Annotated in this window: 30 protein-coding genes; 22 read left to right on the top strand and 8 right to left on the bottom strand. The window is 46.8% G+C overall.

The annotated features are described in order from the left end of the window. The 15 genes from murA to AC2CGA_RS09530 all read left to right on the top strand — a co-directional run bounded on the left by murA (position 1) and on the right by AC2CGA_RS09530 (position 12,487). The gene (gene murA / locus AC2CGA_RS09600) at positions 1-1,311 is read left to right on the top strand and encodes a UDP-N-acetylglucosamine 1-carboxyvinyltransferase (protein ID WP_003151185.1); all 1,311 of its coding nucleotides are present in this window, start codon (positions 1-3) and stop codon (positions 1,309-1,311) included. A gap of 200 nt (positions 1,312-1,511) precedes the next feature. Next, positions 1,512-2,543 (top strand): stage II sporulation protein D, encoded by a 1,032-nt coding sequence (gene spoIID, locus AC2CGA_RS09595; RefSeq protein WP_014306003.1) that lies wholly within the window; start codon positions 1,512-1,514, stop codon positions 2,541-2,543. 264 nt (positions 2,544-2,807) lie between these two features. After that, the gene (locus tag AC2CGA_RS09590) at positions 2,808-3,494 is read left to right on the top strand and encodes a VWA domain-containing protein (RefSeq protein WP_003151188.1); all 687 of its coding nucleotides are present in this window, start codon (positions 2,808-2,810) and stop codon (positions 3,492-3,494) included. A gap of 309 nt (positions 3,495-3,803) precedes the next feature. Further along, a complete protein-coding gene (locus tag AC2CGA_RS09585; RefSeq protein WP_015387578.1) occupies positions 3,804-4,484 on the top strand; it encodes a VWA domain-containing protein in 681 nt (226 codons plus the stop codon). An 86-nt stretch (positions 4,485-4,570) separates the two neighbouring features. Then, the gene (locus AC2CGA_RS09580) at positions 4,571-4,735 is read left to right on the top strand and encodes a hypothetical protein (RefSeq protein ID WP_003151191.1); all 165 of its coding nucleotides are present in this window, start codon (positions 4,571-4,573) and stop codon (positions 4,733-4,735) included. Positions 4,736-4,829: 94 nt separating this feature from the next. Next, positions 4,830-5,618 (top strand): formate dehydrogenase accessory sulfurtransferase FdhD, encoded by a 789-nt coding sequence (fdhD, locus tag AC2CGA_RS09575; RefSeq protein ID WP_014306001.1) that lies wholly within the window; start codon positions 4,830-4,832, stop codon positions 5,616-5,618. A 17-nt stretch (positions 5,619-5,635) separates the two neighbouring features. Beyond that, a complete protein-coding gene (gene moaA, locus AC2CGA_RS09570; protein ID WP_015387579.1) occupies positions 5,636-6,661 on the top strand; it encodes a GTP 3',8-cyclase MoaA in 1,026 nt (341 codons plus the stop codon). 190 nt (positions 6,662-6,851) lie between these two features. Further along, a complete protein-coding gene (locus AC2CGA_RS09565; protein WP_003151195.1) occupies positions 6,852-7,982 on the top strand; it encodes a response regulator aspartate phosphatase in 1,131 nt (376 codons plus the stop codon). Between the two features lie 122 nt (positions 7,983-8,104). Further along, positions 8,105-8,584: a hypothetical protein gene (locus AC2CGA_RS09560; protein ID WP_003151196.1), complete on the top strand. Its 480-nt coding sequence runs from the start codon at positions 8,105-8,107 to the stop codon at positions 8,582-8,584. 73 nt (positions 8,585-8,657) lie between these two features. Beyond that, entirely contained in the window at positions 8,658-8,846 is a 189-nt protein-coding gene (locus tag AC2CGA_RS09555) for a CsbD family protein (RefSeq protein ID WP_003151197.1), read from the top strand. 352 nt (positions 8,847-9,198) lie between these two features. After that, the gene (gene ureA, locus AC2CGA_RS09550) at positions 9,199-9,516 is read left to right on the top strand and encodes an urease subunit gamma (RefSeq protein WP_003151198.1); all 318 of its coding nucleotides are present in this window, start codon (positions 9,199-9,201) and stop codon (positions 9,514-9,516) included. Beyond that, positions 9,513-9,887: an urease subunit beta gene (gene ureB, locus AC2CGA_RS09545; RefSeq protein ID WP_003151199.1), complete on the top strand. Its 375-nt coding sequence runs from the start codon at positions 9,513-9,515 to the stop codon at positions 9,885-9,887. Before ureA ends, ureB begins: the two co-directional genes overlap by 4 nt. Next, positions 9,884-11,593 carry an urease subunit alpha gene (gene ureC / locus AC2CGA_RS09540; protein WP_024085908.1) on the top strand — a complete coding sequence of 570 codons (1,710 nt, stop codon included), beginning with the start codon at positions 9,884-9,886 and terminating at the stop codon, positions 11,591-11,593. The genes ureB and ureC overlap by 4 nt, the downstream gene beginning before the upstream one ends. 140 nt (positions 11,594-11,733) lie before the next feature. Further along, complete coding sequence (locus tag AC2CGA_RS09535; protein WP_003151203.1) at positions 11,734-12,138, top strand: Rrf2 family transcriptional regulator; 405 nt, start codon at positions 11,734-11,736, stop codon at positions 12,136-12,138. Positions 12,139-12,175: 37 nt separating this feature from the next. Beyond that, entirely contained in the window at positions 12,176-12,487 is a 312-nt protein-coding gene (locus tag AC2CGA_RS09530; protein ID WP_025853587.1) for a hypothetical protein, read from the top strand. A gap of 24 nt (positions 12,488-12,511) precedes the next feature. Here the strand turns inward: AC2CGA_RS09530 and xynA are convergent, their stop codons facing one another. Beyond that, the gene (gene xynA, locus AC2CGA_RS09525; RefSeq protein WP_003151206.1) at positions 12,512-13,153 is read right to left on the bottom strand and encodes an endo-1,4-beta-xylanase XynA; all 642 of its coding nucleotides are present in this window, start codon (positions 13,151-13,153) and stop codon (positions 12,512-12,514) included. Between the two features lie 293 nt (positions 13,154-13,446). Between xynA and AC2CGA_RS09520 the strand changes: the two genes are divergently transcribed. Further along, entirely contained in the window at positions 13,447-13,626 is a 180-nt protein-coding gene (locus tag AC2CGA_RS09520; protein WP_014305995.1) for a hypothetical protein, read from the top strand. A 37-nt stretch (positions 13,627-13,663) separates the two neighbouring features. Here the strand turns inward: AC2CGA_RS09520 and AC2CGA_RS09515 are convergent, their stop codons facing one another. Together AC2CGA_RS09515 and cls are read right to left on the bottom strand one after the other, a co-directional pair. Further along, positions 13,664-14,050, bottom strand: a complete 387-nt coding sequence (locus AC2CGA_RS09515; protein WP_003151208.1) for a DUF5362 family protein — start codon at positions 14,048-14,050, stop codon at positions 13,664-13,666. Between the two features lie 135 nt (positions 14,051-14,185). Then, complete coding sequence (cls, locus tag AC2CGA_RS09510) at positions 14,186-15,634, bottom strand: cardiolipin synthase (RefSeq protein ID WP_003151210.1); 1,449 nt, start codon at positions 15,632-15,634, stop codon at positions 14,186-14,188. Positions 15,635-15,854: 220 nt separating this feature from the next. Between cls and AC2CGA_RS09505 the strand changes: the two genes are divergently transcribed. Further along, the gene (locus AC2CGA_RS09505) at positions 15,855-16,292 is read left to right on the top strand and encodes a DUF5392 family protein (RefSeq protein ID WP_484480179.1); all 438 of its coding nucleotides are present in this window, start codon (positions 15,855-15,857) and stop codon (positions 16,290-16,292) included. 31 nt (positions 16,293-16,323) lie between these two features. Here the strand turns inward: AC2CGA_RS09505 and AC2CGA_RS09500 are convergent, their stop codons facing one another. Together AC2CGA_RS09500 and AC2CGA_RS09495 are read right to left on the bottom strand one after the other, a co-directional pair. Next, a complete protein-coding gene (locus tag AC2CGA_RS09500) occupies positions 16,324-16,773 on the bottom strand; it encodes a DUF5362 family protein (RefSeq protein WP_003151216.1) in 450 nt (149 codons plus the stop codon). Then, complete coding sequence (locus AC2CGA_RS09495; RefSeq protein ID WP_014305994.1) at positions 16,770-17,267, bottom strand: GNAT family N-acetyltransferase; 498 nt, start codon at positions 17,265-17,267, stop codon at positions 16,770-16,772. The genes AC2CGA_RS09500 and AC2CGA_RS09495 overlap by 4 nt, the downstream gene beginning before the upstream one ends. Before the next feature lie 132 nt (positions 17,268-17,399). Between AC2CGA_RS09495 and spoIIQ the strand changes: the two genes are divergently transcribed. Next, entirely contained in the window at positions 17,400-18,269 is an 870-nt protein-coding gene (gene spoIIQ, locus AC2CGA_RS09490) for a stage II sporulation protein SpoIIQ (protein ID WP_484480178.1), read from the top strand. 91 nt (positions 18,270-18,360) lie between these two features. After that, positions 18,361-18,783, top strand: coding sequence for a VanZ family protein (locus AC2CGA_RS09485; RefSeq protein WP_014305992.1), 423 nt, complete (start codon positions 18,361-18,363; stop codon positions 18,781-18,783). A 16-nt stretch (positions 18,784-18,799) separates the two neighbouring features. On the opposite strand, the gene AC2CGA_RS09480 is transcribed toward AC2CGA_RS09485, so the two are convergent. Then, positions 18,800-19,375, bottom strand: a complete 576-nt coding sequence (locus tag AC2CGA_RS09480) for an undecaprenyl-diphosphatase (RefSeq protein WP_015387585.1) — start codon at positions 19,373-19,375, stop codon at positions 18,800-18,802. 164 nt (positions 19,376-19,539) lie between these two features. Here AC2CGA_RS09480 and ftsW point away from each other — a divergent pair, with 164 nt between their 5' ends. After that, positions 19,540-20,694, top strand: a complete 1,155-nt coding sequence (gene ftsW / locus AC2CGA_RS09475) for a putative lipid II flippase FtsW (protein ID WP_003151221.1) — start codon at positions 19,540-19,542, stop codon at positions 20,692-20,694. A gap of 52 nt (positions 20,695-20,746) precedes the next feature. Here the strand turns inward: ftsW and AC2CGA_RS09470 are convergent, their stop codons facing one another. Further along, positions 20,747-21,097, bottom strand: coding sequence for a P-II family nitrogen regulator (locus AC2CGA_RS09470; RefSeq protein ID WP_003151222.1), 351 nt, complete (start codon positions 21,095-21,097; stop codon positions 20,747-20,749). 17 nt (positions 21,098-21,114) lie between these two features. Further along, complete coding sequence (locus AC2CGA_RS09465) at positions 21,115-22,326, bottom strand: ammonium transporter (RefSeq protein ID WP_003151223.1); 1,212 nt, start codon at positions 22,324-22,326, stop codon at positions 21,115-21,117. Positions 22,327-22,578: 252 nt separating this feature from the next. On the opposite strand from AC2CGA_RS09465, the gene AC2CGA_RS09460 reads away from it, so the two are divergent. Beyond that, positions 22,579-23,145, top strand: coding sequence for an isochorismatase family protein (locus tag AC2CGA_RS09460; protein WP_003151227.1), 567 nt, complete (start codon positions 22,579-22,581; stop codon positions 23,143-23,145). Further along, positions 23,142-24,506, top strand: coding sequence for an MFS transporter (locus AC2CGA_RS09455; RefSeq protein WP_043867498.1), 1,365 nt, complete (start codon positions 23,142-23,144; stop codon positions 24,504-24,506). The genes AC2CGA_RS09460 and AC2CGA_RS09455 overlap by 4 nt, the downstream gene beginning before the upstream one ends. The last annotated feature ends 145 nt before the right edge of the window (positions 24,507-24,651 follow it).

Raw genomic sequence — 24,651 nt, 5'->3', positions numbered from 1 at the left:
TTGGAAAAAATCATCGTCCGCGGCGGTCAGAAGTTAAACGGCACAGTGAAAGTTGAAGGAGCAAAAAATGCCGTTTTACCAGTTATCGCTGCATCTTTATTAGCAAGTGAAGAAAAAAGCGTAATATGTGATGTACCTACGCTCTCCGATGTATATACAATTAATGAAGTGTTGCGTCATTTAGGAGCAGATGTGCATTTTGAGAATAATGAAGTTACCGTAAACGCTTCTTACGCTTTAGAAACAGAAGCACCTTTTGAATATGTGCGCAAAATGCGCGCGTCAGTGCTTGTTATGGGCCCTCTGTTAGCTCGTACGGGTCATTCAAGAGTAGCGCTTCCGGGCGGCTGCGCAATCGGCTCAAGACCGATTGATCAGCATTTAAAAGGCTTTGAAGCAATGGGTGCAAAAATCAAAGTAGGCAACGGCTTTATTGAAGCAGAAGTGGAAGGCCGTCTGCAGGGCGCAAAAATCTATTTAGATTTCCCAAGTGTGGGTGCGACAGAAAACTTGATTATGGCAGCTGCTTTAGCTGAAGGAACAACAACGCTTGAAAACGTGGCAAAAGAGCCTGAAATCGTTGACTTAGCGAACTATATCAATGCGATGGGCGGAAAAATCCGCGGAGCCGGCACAGGCACCATTAAAATTGAAGGTGTCGAGAAGCTTCGCGGCGTAAGACACAACATCATTCCTGACCGTATTGAAGCGGGTACTTTCATGGTCGCTGCGGCTATCACGGAAGGAAATGTATTAGTCAAAGGTGCGGTTCCTGAGCATCTTACGTCTTTAATTGCGAAAATGGAAGAAATGGGAGTCAAAATTACGGATGAAGGAGAAGGCCTTCGTGTCATCGGTCCTGCCCAGCTGAAGCCGATCGACATTAAAACGATGCCTCACCCAGGATTCCCGACTGATATGCAGTCGCAAATGATGGCGCTGCTTCTCCGTGCGAGCGGAACAAGCATGATTACTGAAACTGTGTTTGAAAACCGTTTTATGCATGCTGAAGAATTCCGCCGGATGAATGGCGACATTAAAATTGAAGGACGTTCTGTGATCATTAACGGTCCTGTACAGCTGCAAGGCGCAGAAGTTGCCGCTACGGACCTGCGTGCGGGCGCGGCGCTGATTCTTGCGGGATTAGTGGCTGAAGGTCATACACGCGTCACGGAACTGAAGCACTTGGATCGCGGTTATGTGAATTTCCATAAAAAACTTGCGGCTCTCGGCGCTGACATCGAGCGTGTCGTTGATGAAACGGCCGCTGAACAAGAAAGCAAAGAAGTCGTAACTGACCTAAACGCATAATGGCTGTAAAAACAGTATGTCAATCTGGCATACTGTTTTTTTATGGTTTATCATCATTATTATGCTCTGATTTTCAAAAAAGAATACGTTTTTCGCGTGAAAAATGGAATAAGATTCTCTGTCCAAAAGGAAGTCATATTAGCTTGTCCCTGCCCATAAGATGAAGTAGAGTCGAATCCCAAGCAGGAGGCAGCTGATATATGAAACCGATTGTATTTCTACTATCCGGGCTGTGTATACTTATTCTTCTTGTTCCCACCATTCTCGTTCTTCCGTTTCAGGCGGAAAAAGGAGCAGCCGTAAACAGAGAGCCCGGACACAAAACAACACACACCACACGAGAAACAAAAGGAGCAGAAACATTGAAAGAATCACCTGTATCCATTCCGGTTTATCGGACATCCAATCATTCTGTAGAGAACATTCCGCTTGAAGAGTACGTGATCGGTGTCGTGGCTTCCGAAATGCCCGCAACCTTTAAACCGGAAGCCTTAAAAGCCCAGGCGCTCGCCGCCCGGACTTTCATCGTCAGGCTGATGGTCGCTGACTCAGCCGTTCAGGCGCCGAAAGGATCACTGGTGGACGATACGCAAATGTTCCAAGTCTATCAAAGCAAAAGCCAGCTGAAAAAAGAATGGGGTTCTAAGTACGCACACAACCTCAAGAAAATCACAAACGCGGTCGCAGGCACGCAAGGAAAGATTTTAACGTACGACAACAAGCCGATTGAGGCATCTTTCTTCTCTACGAGCAACGGGTATACGGAAAATGCGGAAGCCTATTGGACAAGCGCCATTCCTTATTTAAAGAGCGTGAAAAGTCCGTGGGATAAGCATTCGCCGAAATATCTCGCCACCCAGACCTTCAGTGTGCCGGAGTTTCAGCAAAAGCTCGGCGTACAGCTCTCGGGACAAAACACGGTAGGGCAGATTACAGCCAGAACGCCGGGCCATCAAGTGGCGACGGCCGTCATAAACGGCAAAAAGCTGAAGGGAAGAGACATCCGGGAAAAACTCGGACTCCGTTCTGCCGACTTTGAATGGAAACGGAACGGCGGCAGCATCACCATTACGACAAAAGGATTCGGCCACGGCGTCGGCATGAGCCAGTACGGGGCCAATTACATGGCGGAGCAGGGGAAATCCGTGGCGGACATCGTCAAGCATTATTATCAGGGAGTGGACATATCCGAAGCAGATTCATTTTTAAACAAATATATGGCGAAAAAATAGACGCTTTCATGAGCGTCTGTTTTTTTGAAAACTATTCCATAAACGGTAAAGCAACCAACAGACTCATATAACGAAAGCCTAAAGGCTGACAAATGCCGTCTGAAGGCTGAGCGCCGGGTGAAAATCACTGATAAAAATGCCGTATCTATGTGAATATACGCAAAAATAATGAGGAACGCCGTCCTATTTATTTCCCTTTTCATCTCATTTACGATAAATATTGTTCGGCGTTGAACGTAAATCTATTGAAAAGGGGAAGAAGCAATGAAAAAAACACTTTCACTCATAATCATGCTCGGATTGATGCTGACTGCTGCATCTCCTGCTTTTGCTGCCGAGAATGCAAACGAGAAGACATTTTTATTTAAAAACAATATCGCCATTTTGCTTGATGCGAGCGGCAGTATGGCGAAACGGATTGACGGCGTTTCTAAATACAATATGGCAAAAGATGAAATCGTCCGTTTTGCAGATCGAATAAAGTCTACATCACAGGTCAGAATGACGGTTTTCGGTTCGGAAGGCAATAATAAAAACTCCGGAAAAGTTCAATCTTGTGAATCCATTCGCGGTGTATACGGATTCCAAAAGTTTGACAGACAGAGCTTCCTCAACTCTCTGAACGGAATCGGGCCTACGGGCTGGACACCGATTGCAAAAGCATTAGAAGATGCGAAGGCTTCTTTTAACGGCGTTCATAAATTCGGCTTTAAATCCGTTTACCTGTTGACGGACGGTGAGGAGACATGCGGCGGAGATCCTATTAAGACAGCGAAAGAACTTCGCAAACATCATATTAAAGTCAACGTGATCGGCTTTGACTTTAAAGAAGGCTTCAACGGACAGCTTCACGCAATTGCCGGTGCGGGCGGAGGAAAATATTACGAAGCTCACAGCCAAAAGGATATGAACCGCATCTTTACGATGGAAGCGAGTTCATTAGCGAAATAAGAAAAGGTGCCGTTTAGCGGCCCTTTTTTTTATTTTTATTTAACAAAAATTTCAAGAAAAGATGAAGAGAAAACTGTAAAAAGAATCAGATTCCGGACTTATATTACAAAAAGGGCGAAAAAGGCATTAAATCTGTCATCATTTATCCAATCTTTTTAGGATGATGCGCATAATTCTGTTCATTTTTAACGGCGTACAGCCGCTTATACAAAAGGAATCCCGCCCTATATCTTTTTGCATACTCCTCATCTAGCATAGAGAAGAGCCGGGGGCCCATCGGCCAAAAACAAACGGAGAGGAATGAAGGAAATGAAAAAAATGTTCACTGCGGGGATTGTCGGACTTTTGACGCTTTCACTCGGATCACCTGTTTTTGCAGCTGAGAAAAAGCACGAAGAAACAAACGTCGCCGTGCTGTTTGACGCAAGCGGGAGCATGATACAAAAAACAGGGGGAGAGCGTAAAATAGATGTTGCGAAAGAGTCTGTCACTTCTTTTGCGGAAGTTCTTCCTGAAGACACGAATCTGATGCTTCGGGTATTCGGGCATAAGGGCAATAATAAAAACTCAGGCAAAGCCGTATCATGTAACGCGACAGAAACGTTATACGGCCTTCAGCCGTACGCCGTGACTCCATTTGAGCAATCACTCAGCAAGATTAAACCGACCGGCTGGACACCGATAGCGAAAGCACTTTCTGATACACGTGAAGAATTTGAGCGGGCCGGCGCTAAAGGGAAAAACGTCGTATATCTGATCACAGACGGTGAAGAAACATGCGGCGGGAATCCTCAAGCCGAAATTCAAAAGCTCCGTAAAGCGAATGTCAACACGGTCGTCAATATCATCGGCTTCAACTTCGGCATGAAAGGAAGCGAAAGCCTTGAAAAAGCGGCCGAAGCGGGAGGCGGCACATACGTCTCAGCTGACAGCGCGGACGAGTTCAAACAGGCTTGGGAAGACGCCGCAAAGGATTTAGCAAAAGAATAGGTTAAAAAAGGACGCCCGCGCGGCGTCTTTTTTTGTTTAGAAAACGGAACCGCGGGAATGATACGGATAAAAGGAGATGAACGCTGTTGTTAAAAGGAGCAGGCATTATATTGGTGCTGGCGGCAGTCGTTTTTGTTCTGATAGGGATTTTTCTGAAGCTTGCCGCCTTCATATTCGTCAGTATATTGGCCATTATCGCCGCAGTTATTTTATTCACCATTCTGAGCAGACATCATCGCAATGAAACATAGAGTCCGAAGAGGGCTCTTTTTTTAAACCGCAAATTCGACAAAATACAGGGATTGTGGAAGAATAAAAGAGAAGGATACTGCGGAGGGGAAAACAGTGGATGAAAAAACAACAGCGGTAAGAGACATATACCGCTATGAAAAAGGGGTATTAACAAAGACGGCAGATCGGATGGTTTCAGAGTATCCGCTTACCGTCATGGTGAACGGGCAGGAATTTGTTACGCTCGTCTGCACGCCTGACCATTTAGAGGAACTCGTCATCGGATTTCTCGCATCAGAAGGCGTCATTCGTTTTGAAAAAGAGATCAAAAGCTTTACTATAGATGAAAGTCTCGGGTTCGCATATGTTGAACTGACGAATCCCGGAGTGCTTGAGCAAAAAGACTATACGAAGAGGGTCATCGGTTCATGCTGCGGGAAAGGCCGCCATTTTTACTTTCAGCAGGATGTGAAAACGGCCAAAACCGCCGTCAGCCGGATTACCATAACTCCTGAGACGTGCCTTCGCCTGATGAAGGAGATGCAAAGCGGAAGCGGCACCTTCCGGGAAACGGGCGGCGTCCATAATGCAGCGCTGTGCGATACGGAAAAGCTGCTCTTGATGAGGACGGATATCGGGCGCCACAACGCGCTGGATAAGCTGTACGGCTGCTGTTTGAAAAACGGAATGCCCGTCCGTGACAAGCTGATCGTCTTCAGCGGCCGGATTTCCTCAGAGGTTTTATTAAAAGCCGCAAAAATCGGCGTGTCGATTGTCATTTCAAAATCGGCGCCGACGGAGCTCGCGCTGCAAATGGCGGAAGAGCTGAACATCACCGCGATCGGTTTTGTCAGAAACGGATCATTTAACGTATACACACATCCTGAACGGGTTGAACAATAGAAAGGGGTCTTGGGCTTATGAATACAGAAACGCGCCGGGTGACAGACAAAAAGGAAAGGCCGCTCAGGGATCTTCGTATCTCTGTAACCGACCGCTGCAACTTCAGATGCACGTACTGTATGCCAGCCGAATTATTCGGACCGGATTATCCATTTTTACAAAAGACGGAATTGCTCTCCTTCGAGGAGCTTGAGCGGCTTGCGAAGCTGTTTGTCGGCCGCTTCGGCGTTGAAAAAATCAGGCTGACGGGCGGAGAGCCGCTCATGAGAAAAGATATGCCTGAATTGATCAAAAAACTTGCGCGCATCCCCGGACTTAAAGATATCGCGATGACGACAAACGGCTCTCTGCTTCCCGTGTATGCGGAAAAACTGAAGCAGGCGGGGCTGCATCGAGTGACAGTCAGCCTCGATTCTTTAGAGAATGAGCGGTTTAAGGCCATTAACGGCCGCGGCGTTTCGGTGAACAAGGTGCTTGAGGGCATTGAGGCGGCAAAAGCGGCCGGACTCGGTGTGAAAATCAATATGGTTGTTCAAAAGGGCGTCAATGAAAAAGATATCCTGCCGATGGCCCGCTATTTTAAAGAAAAGGGTCATATTCTCCGGTTTATTGAATTTATGGATGTAGGCAATACGAATCAATGGAATAAAAAAGACGTGATCACGAAGGCCGAAATTATTGATCTGATCAACCAGCACATGCCGACGGAGCCGATAGAAGCGAATTATAAAGGAGAGGTCGCTTCCAGGTTCCGCTATCTTGACGGTTCCGGCGAAATCGGCGTGATTTCCTCCGTCTCGGATGCATTCTGCGCCTCCTGCAACAGAGCGCGCCTGTCGGCGAGAGGCGAGCTGTTTACGTGCCTGTTTGCCTCAAGCGGCTATGATGTTCGGAAACTCGTGCGCGGCGGTCTGACCGATGATGAATTGACGGAATCCATCGCTTCTGTTTGGAGAAATCGCACGGATCAGTATTCAATTGACCGCGCGCTTTCTAAAACGGATGGAAAAAAGAAGGTGGAAATGTCTTATATAGGCGGATGAAGAAAAGCTTGCCCGGACAAGGGCAGGCTTTTTTATTCACATTATGAGAGCGGTCTGTTCAAAAAATACCGGTAACAGCCGAAATATATGATAGGAATTTTGATGCAGGACAATCAAGTTATGCAATTCCAAAGCCATACAATATGTTAAAATATAACCAATAGAAATTAGAAAAGGTTGTGAAAGGGGCATGACCGCATACGAGATTCCGTCATCTCAAGTTGGAGTCAAGATCAACAAATGGTACAAGCATATTTTAGCGTTTCAAGCGGCTGATGCCATAAAGCTGAAAGAGGAAATTGATGAGGATATACAACGTATGGAGGAAGACCAGCTGCTGCTGTTATATTATCAGCTGATCAGCTACCGCCATCATATTATGCTTGATTACGTCAAGCCGGAATGCACCGAACAATCACAGATTCAGTACAGCGAGCTGCAAAAGACAATCGAAAGCACGGACAGCATATCGGGACTGTCTGAGTATTATTTCCATTTGTTCAGAGGGATGTATGAATTCGATCACAATAACTATGTTGCGGCTATTTCTTTTTACCGGAAAGCGGAAAAACTTCTTTCATTTGTCGAGGATGATATAGAGAGGGCGGAATTCCATTTCAAGATGTCTGAAGTGTTTTACGTCATGAAGCAGACTCATTTTTCCATGAATCACGGGATTCAGGCGCTGGATACGTATATGAAACACGATTTTTACAGAGTGCGGAGAATTCAATGCCATTTCGTCATTTCAGGAAACTACATCGACTGCAAAAACTACGACAAAGCGCTTGAGCATTTAGACGAAGCCCTCCGCCTTTCTTTGCTTGAAGGACAGCCCCGCCTGATCGGGTCTTCGCTTTACAATCTGGGGAATTGTTATGCTGAAAAGCGGGATCTGGATGAAGCGGCCCGGTACTTTAGAAAAGCGGTTCCCGTTTTTGAAGAGCATCAGCTTGAACAGCTTCCGAAGGCGCTGTTCAGCTTAACGCACACCCTTTTCAGGCTGCATGATGACCAAGCGGCCCTCACCTATTATGAAAGAGGGATCATGATCGCGAAAGAACGCGGCGACCGATTCAGTTTAGAGAAGTATAAGTTTTTACAAGCGCTTTATTTGGAGTCACTCAATATGGATTTAATCCATGAAGTGTTTGACTATATGAATGAAAAATCGCTGTATGTGTATATTGAAGATTTCGCCTTGGAGGCCGCCGTTTACACAAGCGCACATGAGCAATATAAAGAAGCGGCGTATTTTTATGAAAAAGCGATTCGCATGAGAGAAAACATTCAAAAAGAACAGTGTTTATACGATATATAATTTTTCTTAACCATCTGATCAGCAGATGGTTATTTTTTTATGCACATCAGGACGTTTGATCATAGAAAAAATCGGAAAAATCGCAAAAGAGGGAAAAAAGTACGATGGGAAGGAGGGATTTGTTGTTCGGATTTAATGATATGATAAAGTTTTTCGTTTCATTTCTCATCATTCTCCCGATGGTGTCTGTCATCCATGTGTCGGGACACAGCTTTATGGCCATGCTGTTCGGAGGCAAGGCGTCGTTGGATATCGGAATGGGGAAACGTCTTTTAAAAGTAGGGCCGATTCAGGTTCGGCGTATCTACTTCATAGATTCTTTCTGCAAGTTCGGCGAATTGCGGATAGATAACCGTCTGACGAGCGCGCTCGTCTATTCCGGAGGCTGTCTGTTTAATCTCGCTTCTATCTTTTTAATAAATCTGCTGATCATAAAAGATTTCCTAGAGCCAAACTTATTTTTTTACCAATTTGTCTATTTTTCGACTTATTATGTTTTCTTTGCTCTTCTGCCCGTGCAATACGGGGATAATAAGCTGTCAGACGGATTGGCCGTTTACAAAGTGATCCGCTACGGGGAACGCTGTGAAATCAATAATTGAGAGTTGAAATGTTTGCTATCAGGCTGAAAGGGAAGAAAACAAGTACACAAAAACAAAAGGAGCTGAAGAGACCATGAGTGAAGATAACGGTTTAAAAGACAAAGTAAAAGGCGGCATGAACAAAATGAAAGGGGAAGCAAAGGACAAAGCAGGCGACATGGCAAACAAGTCCGACTTAAAAGCGGAAGGGAAAAAAGACAAAGCGAAAGGCAGTCTGCAAAAGGGTGTCGGTAAAACGAAAGATAAACTCAGTGATGATTAATTTGATCGTGAAACACAGCAAAAGCCCAAAATATTTTGGGCTTTTTGTTATGAGAAATGACAAAAATTCCAGTTCGTTTGGTTAATATTCACTAAATTTTTAAATATTCTATAAATTCCCCGGCGATTTCTTTATAATATTCACAAAGAATGTAACCTTTCTTCACATTTAATTAAACGTTTGTTGAAGAAAAAAATGAGAAATCGGTCATTTCTGCAAAAGGAATCGGGCCGTTCACTGTCGAATAACTTTTATCACTTAACATTTCATGAGGTGAAGGGGGTGGCGGCCGCCTGCATCGTTTCGGTTGACCATGCGGATTGTGTTTGACTATCACTAAGGGGGAATACAGATGAAACTGACACCGGTTGAACAAGAAAAATTGCTTATTTTTACGGCGGGAGAGCTCGCTAAGCAGCGGAAGGCGCGCGGCGTTCTGCTGAATTATCCCGAAGCCGCCGCATATTTGACCTGTTATCTGATGGAAGGCGCGAGAGACGGAAAAAGCGTTGCTGAGCTGATGGAATCCGGCCGCAATGTATTGACTGAAAAAGACGTTATGGAAGGCGTTGCGGAAATGCTGGACAGCATTCAGGTGGAAGCGACGTTCCCGGACGGGGTTAAGCTTGTCACCGTTCATCAGCCGATCAAAGCGGAGGTGAAGTCATGAAGCCGGGAGCGATTCAAGTCGCAAAGGGGACCATCACCATTAACGAAGGCCGGAAGACGCTGGAGGTGTCAGTCACCAATAACGGAACGCGGTCAGTGCAGGTCGGATCGCATTTTCATTTTGCCGAAGCCAACGGCGCCCTTTCCTTCAATCGGGACAAAGCCATCGGCATGCGCCTTGATATCCCGTCAGGCACATCTGTCCGTTTTGAACCGGGAGAAGAGAAAACCGTCACGCTCGTGGAAATCGGAGGGCGAAAAACGGTCAGAGGTCTCAACGGCATGGCCGATACGTACATGGATGAGCGGGGAAAAGAGAAGACGCTGTCAAATCTTAAAAAAGCCGGATGGATGGAGGAGGCGATCCGATGAAAATGTCGCGTGAGCAATACGCAGAACTGTTCGGACCGACAACGGGAGACAAAGTCAGACTCGGAGATACGGATTTATGGATTGAAGTCGAAAAAGATTTCACGAATTACGGGGAAGAAATGATTTTCGGCGGAGGGAAAACAATCCGGGACGGCATGGGGCAGAACGGGCGTATCACCGGGAAAGACGGAGCGCTTGATCTGGTCATTACAAACGCCGTCATCCTGGATTATACCGGAATCGTCAAGGCGGATATCGGGGTGAAGGACGGCCGGATTGTCGGCGTCGGGAAAAGCGGCAACCCTGATATGATGGATGGGGTGGACCCGCACATGATTATCGGTGCCGGAACAGAAGTCATTTCCGGCGAAGGGAAAATCGTAACGGCCGGCGGGGTGGATACGCATATCCACTTTATCTGCCCGCAGCAGATGGAAGTCGCGCTTTCTTCAGGCGTGACTACGCTTCTCGGCGGCGGAACAGGTCCTGCGACGGGAAGTAAAGCGACGACTTGTACATCCGGTGCATGGTACATGTCGAGAATGCTGGAAGCGGCCGAGGAGTTTCCGATCAATGTCGGTTTCTTAGGAAAAGGAAATGCATCCGATAAAGCGCCGCTGATCGAGCAGGTGGAAGCAGGCGCAATCGGCCTGAAGCTGCATGAAGATTGGGGATCAACGCCAAGCGCCATTAAAGCTTGCATGGAAGCAGCGGATGAGGCGGACATTCAGGTGGCGATCCACACAGACACGATAAATGAAGCGGGCTTTTTAGAAAATACGCTTGATGCGATCGGCGACCGGGTTATCCATACATATCACATAGAGGGAGCCGGCGGAGGCCATGCACCGGATATTATGAAACTCGCATCTTACGCCAATATCCTGCCGTCCTCTACGACGCCGACGATTCCATATACCGTCAACACGATGGACGAGCATCTTGATATGATGATGGTCTGCCATCATTTAGATTCAAAAGTGCCTGAAGACGTGGCGTTCAGTCATTCACGCATCAGAGCGGCCACCATTGCGGCGGAGGATATTCTGCACGATATCGGCGCGATCAGCATGACGTCATCTGACTCGCAGGCGATGGGCAGGGTGGGAGAAGTGATTATCCGGACATGGCAGGTGGCCGATAAAATGAAAAAACAGCGCGGCGCTCTATCGGGAGAAAACAGCAATGACAATGTGCGCGCCAAACGCTATATCGCCAAATACACGATCAACCCGGCTGTCACTCACGGTCTGAGCCATGAAGTCGGTTCCGTTGAAAAAGGAAAGCTCGCCGACCTCGTACTATGGGACCCGGTTTTCTTCGGCGTCAAACCTGAACTTGTGCTCAAAGGCGGCATGATTGCCCGCGCCCAGATGGGAGATCCGAATGCTTCCATTCCGACGCCTGAGCCCGTGTTTATGCGGCAGATGTACGCATCATACGGTAAAGCAAACCGCAATACCTCTATTACATTTATGTCCCAGGCCGGTATCGCAAACGGTGTGCCGGAAAAGCTCGGCCTTGAAAAAATGATTTCTCCCGTACGGAATATCCGTAAGCTGAGTAAGCTCGACATGAAGCTGAATGACGCGATGCCGAATATACATGTCGATCCGAAAACCTATCAGGTGTTCGCCGACGGAGAAGAGCTGGCATGCCAGCCCGTCAGCTATGTTCCGCTAGGACAGCGTTATTTCTTATTTTAATCCCTCTCCGGCCGGTTTCCCGCCGGCCTGTTTACCCTCTATTGCCAACTTGATTTCATCCTGCCGCCCGTTTTAGTGTATATTAGTAGTTGACAAACAAATGAAATGTAACTATTTTGGTTACAATGGTGGTGAAAAACATGATTAACAGCCGTCTTGCTGTGGCCATTCACATTTTATCGCTGATCTCAACGGATGAACGGGCGTCATCGGACATGATTGCGGGCAGCGTAAACACCAATCCCGTCGTAGTGCGGAGAACGATCAGCCAGCTGAAAAAAGCGGGTATTCTGACATCCCGGGCGGGTGTTCCGGGAGCCAGCCTGAAAAAAGATCCGTCGGAGATCACCCTCTTAGAGGTTTACAGGGCGGTGCAGAATAAGGAAGAGCTTTTTGCGGTTCACGACAATCCGAATCCCGACTGTCCGGTCGGCAAAAATATTCAGCGCGCGCTCGATGAGACGTTCGGAAGCGTACAGCGGGCAATGGAGAATGAACTTGCGAGCAAGTCCCTTTATGATGTAATGAATCATCTCTTTTGTTAAAAAGAGATGGGTTCATGCCGCTAGACGTGTAACGAAAATGGTTACAATGGATAATGAGGAAATCACGGTTTTGGCTCCATATTCAGACAAGCCTGGATGCGGGATTGCGATCTGTTTAATGAAGAAAACCTCCGAAACTAAAGGAGGTGGTAACCGGGATATTTTTATTTTGCTTAAGGCTTATGTGAAGGTGTCTGTTGGAAGCGGGTTACCAAAAAAAGACGGAACTCTTATTTTAATACGCGCTAAAAAAACTGATGGAGAATATCCTGCCTCCGGTAATGCCAAAACCGTTCGCCTCTTCACAATCATTATAAAATTTCTCAAGGAACGATCAGCAGCCCGTTAGCTGCCCCTCATTAGAGATGAGCTGTTACCACACTGTTACATTAGAACTTCCGCTGCTTTTATATCCTTCTGTCGCTAAGACTTGATAAGCCCAATTACTGCCCAGATTCATTCCATGGCTCTTCCATGCGTTAACATGATTGCTGAAAGTGATTGCAGCGTTGCTTCCGGTCGGTCTCTTCGACTGGCGGACACTCCAGTACTGCGTAAAAGTAGTGTTATCGCCATCAATGGAAGGTGCGTTATAACGTGTCGTTGTATATATGTCATATGTACCTCCATCACTCTTTACAGTACCTTTATACGTTCCGGTAGGTCTGTAAGTACCCCATGAATCCACCACATAATATTCGATGAGGGGCGATCTCGTCCAGCCATATAAAGTCAAATATCCATTGCCGTTCGGCGCCCAAACACCGGCATTATAGTTTATTGTTCTAAATGGCGAGCCTGTAGTCCAGCCTTTACCAACAACGAAATTCCCGGTATTAGACCAATTAACACTGTAATTTCCGCCAGAGCCATTGACTGCGTTTACTGTCCCGCCCCCGTCAGTCCAATTTTGCCAGTAATCTGTGCCAGCTGCAGAGGCGGTTGCCGAAAACATGCTGATACTCATGAAAGCTGCCGTTAATCCCACTAAGAATTTCTTTTTAAACTTAAACATATGTTACCTCCTATACTATTTTTTCTGACTTTGACATGAGGCAGCACTCGTAAATATTTAACGAACGCCAACGCTTTTGATCGTTCCTTTCAATATAATAGCATGAATACATGGGTGAATATTAAGAACAATTGTAATTTAATTACAAAGACCCAAAAAATTGTATGATGAGTGGTCTTGTACCGCCATAGCCTTATTTCGCAGAACTGAGTGATTTCAGTTAAAACTCTGAGGAAACGTTTCATCTGAAAAGACATTTTCGATTTGATGGGGACACATGGGCCGAAGCCGGAATGTCCGAAAGAATATCTGCAGACAGCGCTTCAGCAGGCGAGAATTTACAAGACCTTGAGAGCACGGAGTCCATGACCCGAACGGAAAGCGCGCTGGAGCATACAGCGTCAATGCTGTTCGCCGCCGTATTGGCAAATCCGAAGCAGAAAAACTTTACCGTTGTCGGAGAAGCGGAATAAGAAAAAATCCCGGGCGGATGCGCCGGGATTTTCCTTTTTAATATGTATTGGCATCAATATTATTAAACGCGTCGTCCACGATGCCGAGCGTCATGAGGACAATGAAAAGAACGATACCGAGAACGGACAAGCCGACCGTCACGATCAGATAGATCCCCTGCATTTTCACGAACTTTGCATAATTCTCCAGCATATGTTCCTCTGTCAGTTCATTGAACTGCGCCGCCATCTGTCCCGCTTCATTTGCCGAGCGCATCAGAAAAATGCCGGCAATGATCTGCAGAACGCCGGGAATGGCTCCGATTAAAAAGAAAAACGCGCCCGAAAGCGCCGCAAACGCGCCTATAATAATAAACAAAATACCTGTCGCTTTCCCCCATTTCGAAATAGAAATAAGCGAACGATTCACTGATTCAGGTTTCAAACCATGGCACTCCTTTACAAAAAAATACTCACTTTTCATTTATACACTATTCGGTCATTCTTTTGAATATAAAATGTGTTTTTTCAAGCCGTGTCCGTTTTTATATCAGAAAATTCCCGAGAAACATCCCGGGAATTACAAAATCGGCGACAGAAGCCTTGAAATCGATTCTTTAATGCGGATCCGCAGCGAACGCTCCTGATATTCTTCATACGTATATTTTCTGGAGACGAGCAGATCTTCTTTAAATGAGGAAATGAGTTTTTTCGCGATGGTGACGTCATAAATAAAGGCGTTGACTTCAAAATTAAGTCTGAAGCTTCTGACGTCGATATTCGCCGTACCGACTGAAGCCGTCTCATCATCGACGACAATCGTTTTTGCATGAATAAAGCCGTTATCGTAAATGTAGACTGAGGCTCCGGCTTTCAAAAGATCGCCGATGTAAGATAAAGTCGCCCAGTAAACGAAAGCGTGATCCGGTTTGTTCGGGATCATGATTTTGACGTCAATGCCTGACAGACAGGCGATCCTGAGGGCATCCAAAAGACTTGAGTCAGGAATAAAGTAAGGCGTCTGAATCAGGATCGACCGTTTGGCCGTTGAGATCATCTTGATATAGCCGTTTTTAATTTGTTCCCATTCTGAATCCGGTCCGCTCGTGACAATCTGCATCCCGACATTGCCCTTCGGCTCGCATTCCGGAAAATGATTCGGAACGTAAGTGAGCGTATGGTGATGGGAGGCTTGGTTCCAATCGAGAATAAACCGTGTCTGAATGGCGTGTACCGCCGTGCCTTGAAGTCTGAGGTGCGTATCGCGCCAGTAGCCGAATTTAGGATTCAGGCCGAGATATTCATCTCCGACGTTAAAGCCGCCGACATAGCCGGTTTCGCCGTCAATGATGACGAGCTTGCGGTGATTCCGATAATTGAGCCGCAAATTAATCGGACGAAGCCTGGAAGGAAAAAAGACTTCCACATGGCCGCCGGCGTCCCGCAGCGGTTTGAAGAATTTTTTTCTGAGTGATCTTGAACCGAGTTCATCATATAACACTCTGACCTTTACGCCTTCCCGTGCTTTTTTCACTAAGGCATCGCGCAATTTTTTTCCCAGTTCATCACCTTTATAAATATAGTATTGAAGGTGAATGTGATCTTTTGCGTTGGAAATGTCCTTCATTAAGCGTTTGAACTTATCGCGCCCGTCCGTTAAAATCTCCACCGAATTATCCTCTGTAAAGACTGCGTGGTTGTTCATGACAAGCATATAGATGAGGTCTTTATTATCCACAGTCGCCCTGTTGTTAAATTGGAATTGCCTCGACTTCAGATCTTTCAGCTGAAACTTCAGCAGCTTTTCTATTCCGATTTTTTTACGGTCTTCCCATTGAAACAGGTGCTTGCGTCTCAGGTTATGGCCGAATAACAGGTATAAAATAAACCCTAAAATGGGAATAAAAAAAAGAACCAAGAGCCAAGCCCATGAAGCGCTGGCATCGCGTCTTTCTTTGAAAATCATGATGACGGCCAAAAGTATATTTAAAACGAAAAAAAATCCGAATAAAATAAATGAAATGCTCACTTTGCAACCCCGCTATATCATATTTATCAAGACTGTGCCCATTAGTATTCCGACAAGTGCAGCAATCTGATTCCCATTTCAAATTATAACATTGACATTTTGAAAGAATAAAGAGCCGGAATCAAAGATGAATGCAGTTTTCTTTCAAAGAAAGTTCCGGGTGCGGTAAAATATGCATATATGAAAAAGAAGACAAAAATGACAGCAAAGGGGAGAGGGCATGAAGCTGGAGCATGCGGAACAATTGCCGGGATTCATAAAAAAAGAAATTCAGAAAATACAAATCGCCATCGCGCCGCTGATGAAAAAAAGCATCATTTACCGTTTTCTTGCTTTCCCGATCGCCGCTTTTAGTCTGTTTCATCTGGCATCGCTTTTGATTCAGGCCCCTTCCGGGAGAGGAGCTCTCGTATCGGCCGGCATTTTTGCCCTCCTTGCGGCTTTGGGTCTTGCGTTTTTTAATGAAGCCGGCTATCAGCGGAAACAGGTGCAAAAAACGATCCGCCTTTATATGCTGAACAGAATCAGAAAAAGCGATATTCTGTCCGAGGAACGGAAAAGCGCCTACACCCGGCTGATTGCCGAGGAGCCGTCTGCGATGAAGAGCTTTATTGAATTTTTAACGGAAGAAGACCGGAAAAAAGAAATGCTGTATTAAAAAAGAGCTGACGCGCGATCAGCTCTTTTTGTCATTCAAACACAGGGTCGTTCTCATAGTAATATGAATCAGGCGTGTCATACGTATCAGTGCTGTAATAAGCCATAATTCCGATGACAGCGAAGATGACGACTAAAATAAAAGCGAGAATGCCCAATACCACACTGGATGCCGCGTAAAAAAACTGCATTTTGATAAATGACGCGTAATGTGCAAGCATATTTTCTTCCGCGTTTTCTTCTAGTCCTTCCTGAAGGGCGGCAGCCGCTTTTGCCGAGCGCATCAGCATGACGCCGGAAATGATGAGCAGAACACCCGGAATGGCTCCGAGCAGCGTTACAATGGCTGACAGAGCGGAAAGAGAACCTGTGATGATCAGAAACACGGCGGTGATCTTTCCCCATTTGGCGATGTCGGCAAGGGAACGGGCTTTTTTATTGAGCGGCTGGTTTTCGTCTTTGTCTTTATCGATGGTGATCATGACAGTTCTCTCCCTAAAATGTTCAAGTCATATCGTTTTCCGTCCATTTCGGCGATACCCGGGAATACGCCCCATTCGGTAAAACCGAATTTTTCAAACAGCTTAATGCTCGGCACATTATGTCCGAAGATAAAAGCCATCAGGCTGCGGATGCCGATTGCCGGAGCGAGTGCCAGGGCTTCTTTCAGCAGAAAGCTTCCTGCTCCTTTGCCGCGGCAATCCTGATGCAGATAGATGCTGATCTCCGCCGTTTTGTCATAGGCCGGACGGCCGTAAAACGTTTCAAAGCTGATCCAGGCCGCCACTTTGCCGGTTTCATCTTCCGCGACCATCAGCGGGCGCCGGTCCGTGTGCCGTAAAAACCAATCCATCCGGTCTGCGGGCGTCACTTCTTCCGTATCAGCCGTTACCATTCGTGAGGCAATCGTCGAGTTGTATATGGCCACCACCGCATCTAAATCCTCCAATACGGCTTTGCGCAGGGTTAAATTCATATTCCGGGATCTCCCTTCACATTTCATTACATAATTAAGTGCAATCTGCACATACTACTTCCAAAAAAGTTTTTTATGGATGTGTATATATTTTCAGAAAAGTGTTCAGAATGTTGCTGAGGTGATGAACAAATGAGAGAGGAAGAAAAGAAAACTTCTCAAGTCAAAAAACTTCAGCGGTTTTTTCGCAAACGCTGGATATTCCCTGCAATCTACTTAGTCAGTGCGGCCGTCATTTTAACAGCTGTCCTTTGGTATCAATCCGTTTCGAATGATGTGAAGGACAATCTGACGAACAACAGCGGAAACTCCGCGTATGACAGCGGCAAAGACGATGCCGTCGAAGTAGGCAAGTCAATGGAAAACGTCGCAATGCCGGCTGCTCATTCTGAAAATGTTTCTGTTGTGAAAAAGTTTTACGAATCTGATGCCGCAAAAAAAGAGAAAGAAGCAGCACTTGTTAACTATAATAACACGTACAGCCTCAGTAAAGGAATTGACTTAGCTGAGAAAGACGGAAAATCATTTGATGTTTCTGCTTCTCTGAGCGGTACGGTTGTTAAAGCTGCTAAAGACCCGGTACTGGGGTATGTGGTTGAAATTGAACACTCAGACGGCCTGTCTACTGTCTATCAGTCTTTATCTGAAGTCAGCGTGGATCAGGGCGACAAAGTAAAGCAGAACCAGGTCATCGGTAAATCCGGAAAAAATCTTTACAGTGAAGAAAGCGGAAATCACGTGCACTTTGAAATCCGCAAGGACGGCGTAGCGATGAACCCGCTCAATTTTATGGACAAGCCGGTAACATCTATTGAAAAAGCGGCGGCTGAAGAGAAAAACGCTGTGACAGAAGAAACGGAAGGGTCAATTCAGCAGTCTTCCGAGAAAAAAGATGTGACGCCTAAAAAAGAAACCGAAGAAAAACCAGGTGACAAAGAAGACGGCACAAAAGACAAGACAGATGGTAAAGATGACGGCTCAATGAAAGATTCGGGCAAGTAATCTTGATCCCAAAGCGTCTATCAGCTCTGATAGGCGCTTTTCATATTGCTGCATGTGCCTTTATACTAATAGAAAACGAAGGAGATTCTGAATGAATAAATGTCTGGCGGCCGGGTGGCTCGTCTTTGTTTTCGTTTCTGCTTTGACTGAAAGCTTTCACGACATGATTGTGTCGCAGACGGTGTCCTTCCGTTTCACGTCCCATCCGGATGTGTCCGGTTTCTTTGTGTTCGATATGGCGGAGCTCGCCATACCGGAAGCGGCGATTCAAAAGCTCGGGCACGCGTTTTCATTTTTTGTGCTCGCCTATTTGTTTTTCAGGGAGCGCAGGCGCATGAAGAGGGCGGTGCTGTATGCATTGGCCGCCGCTTTCCTGACAGAAATCGTCCAGCTCTTTTTCGGCAGAAACGGATGCCTCCGCGATGTGCTGATTGACAGTCTCGGCATTGCCGCATTCTGTGCTTTACAAAGGAAAAAGCATACAGCCAAACATACAAAAACCGGCAGTCTGTGACAGATGCCGGCTTTTTTTATATATTATGGTTTGTCGATTTGCTTTTATGAACGATACTTTCATAGATTCGCACGATCAGATCGACAATCGGACGAAGCACATTTGAAAATCTGAACAGCAGGAATCCGACAATGAGGGAAACGATAATGCTTCCGAGCACATCGATCGGATAATGATGGCCGACCCAAATTCTTGAGAAGCCGGTCAAAAGGCCGAAAATCACAAGCGGCCAGCCGAGTTTTTTGTTGCGGAACAGAATCGCAATTGAAATCGCCAAAGCGCCTGTCGTATGGTCACTCGGAAATGAAGCATCCGCGGCATGAGGGATCAGCGTATGAACCGTATGCTCGACAAAGGGGCGCTGCTCGACATAGACTTTCGTGATGAGGTAGTTGATGATAAGCGCCGCAACACCCGTGAAGCCCGCGTACAGGGCGTTTTGTCTGCCTTTTGTGCTTCCGAACAGCCACATGGCAAGCAGGAAAAGGGCGTAGGCGTAAATGGCGTATTCCGTTATAAATACCATGATAGAGTCGAGAATAGCACTATGGTGCGACAAACCATTGATCGCTTTAAATAGTTCGTAATTCACAAATATCACCTTTTATCTTTATTTTATATGAACAGTGTAATGCTTTTTTCTATGAGACACAATTGGTATTAAAAATAATCATAAAAAAGTAAACAGAATGAAACGTGACTGTATTACTGTGCGTCAAGTATGCGGGAAAAGAATAGCCGAAGGAGTTTTGTCCGTTGCTGAAACGTTTGAAAAACGCCGATCTGCCGCTTGTGTTTGTCATTATGCTGCTTTGCGGATTCGGCTTGTTAATGGTGTACAGCGCCAGTGATGTGATGGGGTCTCAGCGGTACGGAGATCCATCCTATTTCTTCCATAAACAAAGTGCCTCTTTACTGATAGGATTATGCTTATTTCTATTTGCCGCCTGTCTGCCGTATAAGCGGTATGCGCGGCTTGTACCGCTGTTTGTGGTCGGTTCGCTGGTATTGCTGCTGCTCGTATTGATACCGGGAATCGGGCTGGAGCGGAATTTTTCCCGCAGGTGGCTGGGAGCGGGCCCGCTTGTCGTACAGCCGTCTGAATTGGCGAAGATCGCCATGATTTTGTATTTCGCTTCGATTTATACGAAAAAGCAGCCGTACATTCATCAATTTGTGAAAGGGGTTCTGCCGCCTTTAGTAATTTTGGGGACCGCTTTTCTGCTCACTTTGGCGGAGCCTGATTTAGGGACGGCTTCCTTAATCCTGGCGGCGTGCGGGTCGATTTTATTATGTGCCGGCTTGAAAAAGCGCCATCTTTTCGTGCTCGGCGCGACGGCGGTGTCGGGGGTTGTTTATCTCGCATTTTCTGCATCCTATCGTGTGAAGCGCCTCGTTTCCTTTACCAATCCGTTTGGTGACGCGAACGGGGACGGCTATCAGCTGATTCAATCCTATTTTGCTATTTCCGGAGGCGGGTTTTTCGGAAGAGGGCTTGGAAACAGTGTTGAAAAAATGAACTATCTGCCTGAGGCGCATACCGATTTCATTATGGCCGTGATCAGTGAAGAGCTGGGGATATTCGGTGTTCTGATCGTTTTGGGATTATATTTTGCGTTAATGCTTCTCGGCGTAAAAACGGCCGTGCGGGCTGATGACCCGTTCGGGAAGCTTCTTGCCATCGGAATTACGTTTCAATTAATGTTTCAGGTTGTCTTGAATTTGGGAGCGATGAGCGGACTCCTCCCGGTTACGGGTGTGCCGCTTCCGTTTATCAGCTATGGCGGTTCTTCATTGATTATGACGCTGTTTTTGTGCGGCATACTGGTCAATATCAGTACATATGCGAAAAAACAAACCGTACGGCATAAGCGTCCTGCCCCGCATGAAAAAAAGGCTTCTTCTTTTTAATGAAGCGAGAAAAAACGCCCGGGATATTTCTGTCTCCGGGCGTTCTGTCTGTTTATAAAGCTCCTGGTCCTTCTTCTCCGGTGCGGATATTAATCGTGTTTCCGATTTCATAGACGAATATTTTTCCGTCTCCGGGCTCTCCCGTTTTCAGCACTTTTTTCGCCGTTTCCACGACTTGATCAACGGGGACCTTGCTGACAACGATTTCCACTTTCAGCCGTTCATACACATTGCTTTCAATTTTGACTCCGCGGTACAGTTCGGTGTGAGCTTTTTGAAGGCCGCAGCCGTGTACGTTGGAGAAGGTCAGCGATGTGACTCCGATTTTACCGAGTTCCTGTTTCAATGTTTCAAACTTAGCCGGACGCGTAACGATTTCTACCTTGAACATTTGACCGCTCATCTAAGCCACTCCTCACTTTATAAGTCCTGATATGCTTTTTCCCCGTGCATCGTTAAATCAAGCCCAAGTGACTCTTCTTCTTCGCTGGCGCGGAGGGGAATGAACAGACCTACAATTTTAATGATAACGAAAGTGACAATAAATACAAATACATAGGTTGCCGCAATGGCTGCAATCTGCTTCCAGAGCAGTCCCGGATCGCCGTAAAACAGTCCGTTTGCCCCGCCGTCATTGACGGAAGTGGTGGCGAATAAACCGGTCGCGATGCCGCCCCATGTCCCGCCGATTCCATGCAGGCCGAAAGCGTCAAGCGCATCATCGTATCCGAAAGTCTTTTTGAGCCAATACACGCCCCAGAAGCAGACAAGCCCGCCGATGAAACCGATTACGATGGAAGAGAACGGCGTAACGAACCCGGCAGCCGGCGTAATGGCGACAAGCCCGGCAATAGCGCCTGACACAGCACCCAGCATGGTCGGTTTTTTATTCAGCATCCATTCGATTAAAATCCAGCCGATAATTCCGGCTGCAGCCGCGGTGTTTGTGTTAATGAAGGCAAACATCGCGATACTGTCAAGCGTGAGGGCGCTGCCGACATTGAAGCCGAACCATCCGAACCAAATGAGCGCCCCGCCCAAGAACGTGTAAATTAAGTTGTGAGGCGAAGCCGCCGTGCCGTCCTTGCGTTTCCCGAGCACAATCGCCAGCACGAGCCCGGCGACCCCGGAAGAAATGTGGACGACGTTTCCGCCTGCGAAGTCAAGAGCGCCCATTTGGCCGATCCAGCCGCCGCCCCATACCCAGTGCGCAACGGGCGTATATACGAGGGAAGCCCATAAAAAGGAAAATACAAGAAAAGCACTGAATCTCATGCGTTCAGCAAATGCTCCGGAAATAATGGCCGTCGTCAGTACGGCAAACGTCATTTGGAACATCATGAATAATGAATGCGGGATCGTATCACTATAACTTCCGGGTTCAAAGCCGACCCCCTTCAGTCCGGCCCATTCAATCCCGCCAAGCCATGTATTCCCGGGGGCAAAAGCAAGTGAATATCCGTACAAAACCCAAACGACGGATACGATGGCGAGGGAAGAAAAACTGTGCATCGCCGTGCTGAGCACGTTTTTGCTTTTTACCATTCCGCCGTAAAACAAAGCCAGCCCGGGGGTCATCAGCCACACGAGTAAAGCGCAAAAGAACATAAATACTGTATCGCCCATCTGCATGTTGTATTCCTCCGTCTCATTCAAAATGTAATCGTGATTAATTCATTATTATAGAGAAAAAAGGACGATAAAACATTTTCGTGTAAGGTTATCTGACATGGTTTTTTGCGTTCATAATGTCGCTTTTTCAAGGGGGTGTCATGCGACTTTATATCCATAAAAAGAGCGCCGGAGCATGGCGGAAGAAATCCTGTCCGGGAAAGAGTAAAATAAACGGGGTGAGAAACACTAACTGCATCAGGAGGAATCATTATGACAACATCATTGAATCTGCAATTTGAAAAAACGGCTTTGGTCCTTATTGATTTACAAAAAGGCATTGTGCCGATGGATAAAAGCGGTACCGTTGTGCCGAACGCGAAAAAATTAATTGATGTGTTCCGGGAAAAAGGCGGATTTATCAGCTTTGTGAACGTAGATTTTCATGACGGAGCGGATGCACTGAAGCCGCTGACGGATGAAGAGGCGGCGGGCCATTCGGCTCCGCCGGCGGATTGGGCTGAATTTGTGCCTGAAATCGGAGTGAAAGAAAACGATTATACGGTAACAAAACGGCAGTGGGGCGCGTTTTTCGGCACGGACCTGGACCTTCAGCTCAGAAGACGGGGAATCGACACGATTGTGTTATGCGGGATTGCGACAAACATCGGTGTGGAAAGCACGGCGCGGGAAGCTTTTCAGCTCGGGTATCAGCAAGTTTTCGTAACTGACGCGATGGCGACATTCAGCGATGAACAGCACGAAGCGACACTCAAGTTTATCTTCCCGAAAATCGGCAGAAGCCGGACGACGGAAGAATTTATCGCACAGACAAAATGACAATCTCCAAAAAAAGCCGCGTCCTGTTCTTGACGGCCGTGGCTTCGGGGACGATGCTGAACCCATTGAACTCGTCGATGATTTCTCTTGCGCTTCACAGTATTCAGCATGAATTTCACCTGTCGTTTACAACGGTGTCCTGGCTGATATCGTCCTTTTATCTTGCCAGCGCGGTGGCGCAGCCTGTTACCGGGAAGCTCGGTGATATGCTCGGCAGGAAGAAGCTGTTTTTGATCGGGCTTCTGCTTGTTGCCGTCTCGGCGGTCGGCGCACCGTTTGCGCCGACTTTTATGACATTGCTGATCATGCGGCTTTTTCAATCGATCGGAAGCAGCGCGATATATCCGTCCGGCGTCGGATTGATCCGTTCAAATATACAGGAGAAGCAGGCTTCGGCGCTGGCCGTCCTGTCAATCTTTGCATCAGCCATGACGGCGCTCGGTCCGACTCTCGGCGGTTTTCTGATCGTTTGGGGAGGGTGGCCGGCGATCTTTTTCGTCAATCTGCCGTTTATCATCCTCAGCTTTTTTCTCGGAATGTATATGTTTCCGAAAGATGAAAAACGCGAGATCGGCGGCTTGAAAGGCGTGCTCCGCCAGCTTGATACAATCGGGATACTTCTGTTTGCCGGAGCGATTATCCTTCTCCTGTCGTTTTTATTGTCCTTCGGTACGAAGCCTCACTATACAGAAGGCGTATTCGGGCTTTTGTTCGTCGGGCTGTTTATCTGGCGCGAGCTGAAAACGGAGAAGCCGTTTATTGATGTCAGGCTGTTTAAAACGCATCGGAAACTATCGTCGGTGTATATTCAATTTATTTTGCTGAATATATTCTTTTACTGCATCTTTTTCGGGCTTCCGAGCTATTTTCAGGATGAAATGCATTTGTCCGTTCAGACAAGCGGATTGATTATGCTGTTTATGTCGGGCATGAGTATTCTGGTGTCGCCTTTGACCGGAAAATGGATAGATAAAAAAGGGCTTCTTCAGCCGATTGTTGCCGGAACCTGCCTGACCGCGATCGGAGCGGTGCTGTTAACGTTTTTCTTCCTTCAGGCGCCCATGATAGGAAAAGGGATGATCCTGTCCGTGCTTGGTGTCGGCTACGGCTTCGGAAATGTCACGTTTCAGGCGGCCATGCTGAAAACGAGTCCCGCCGACATGGTCGGAACAACGTCCGGCTTGTTTCAGACCTGCCGGTATCTCGGTTCGATTTTGTCTTCTGTCATTTTGGGCATTCTTTTCGGGAAAGAAATTACCGCCGCCCATTTTCATATGCTTGGGACGATTCTTATCGTTGTCGGCGCCGTAAGCCTTTTGATGGCGTTCCGGTTTTCGGTTCTCCTCAAAAAAGCCTCTTAACAGGCGCGAAAAAAAGAGACGGGCTCTCCCTGTCTCTTTTTTTGTGTAATGTGCTCAAAAATCAAAACGATTATTGTCGACAGCGACCAATGTTATTTGCGGAATTTTCAGTTATATTTTTTCACATGTGATGTAAGGAAAACGT

It is taken from the genome of Bacillus sp. SYZHCR11 (assembly GCF_057196865.1).
Note: the sequence above shows the minus strand (reverse complement) of the source record. Positions and strands in the feature narration are given on the sequence as shown.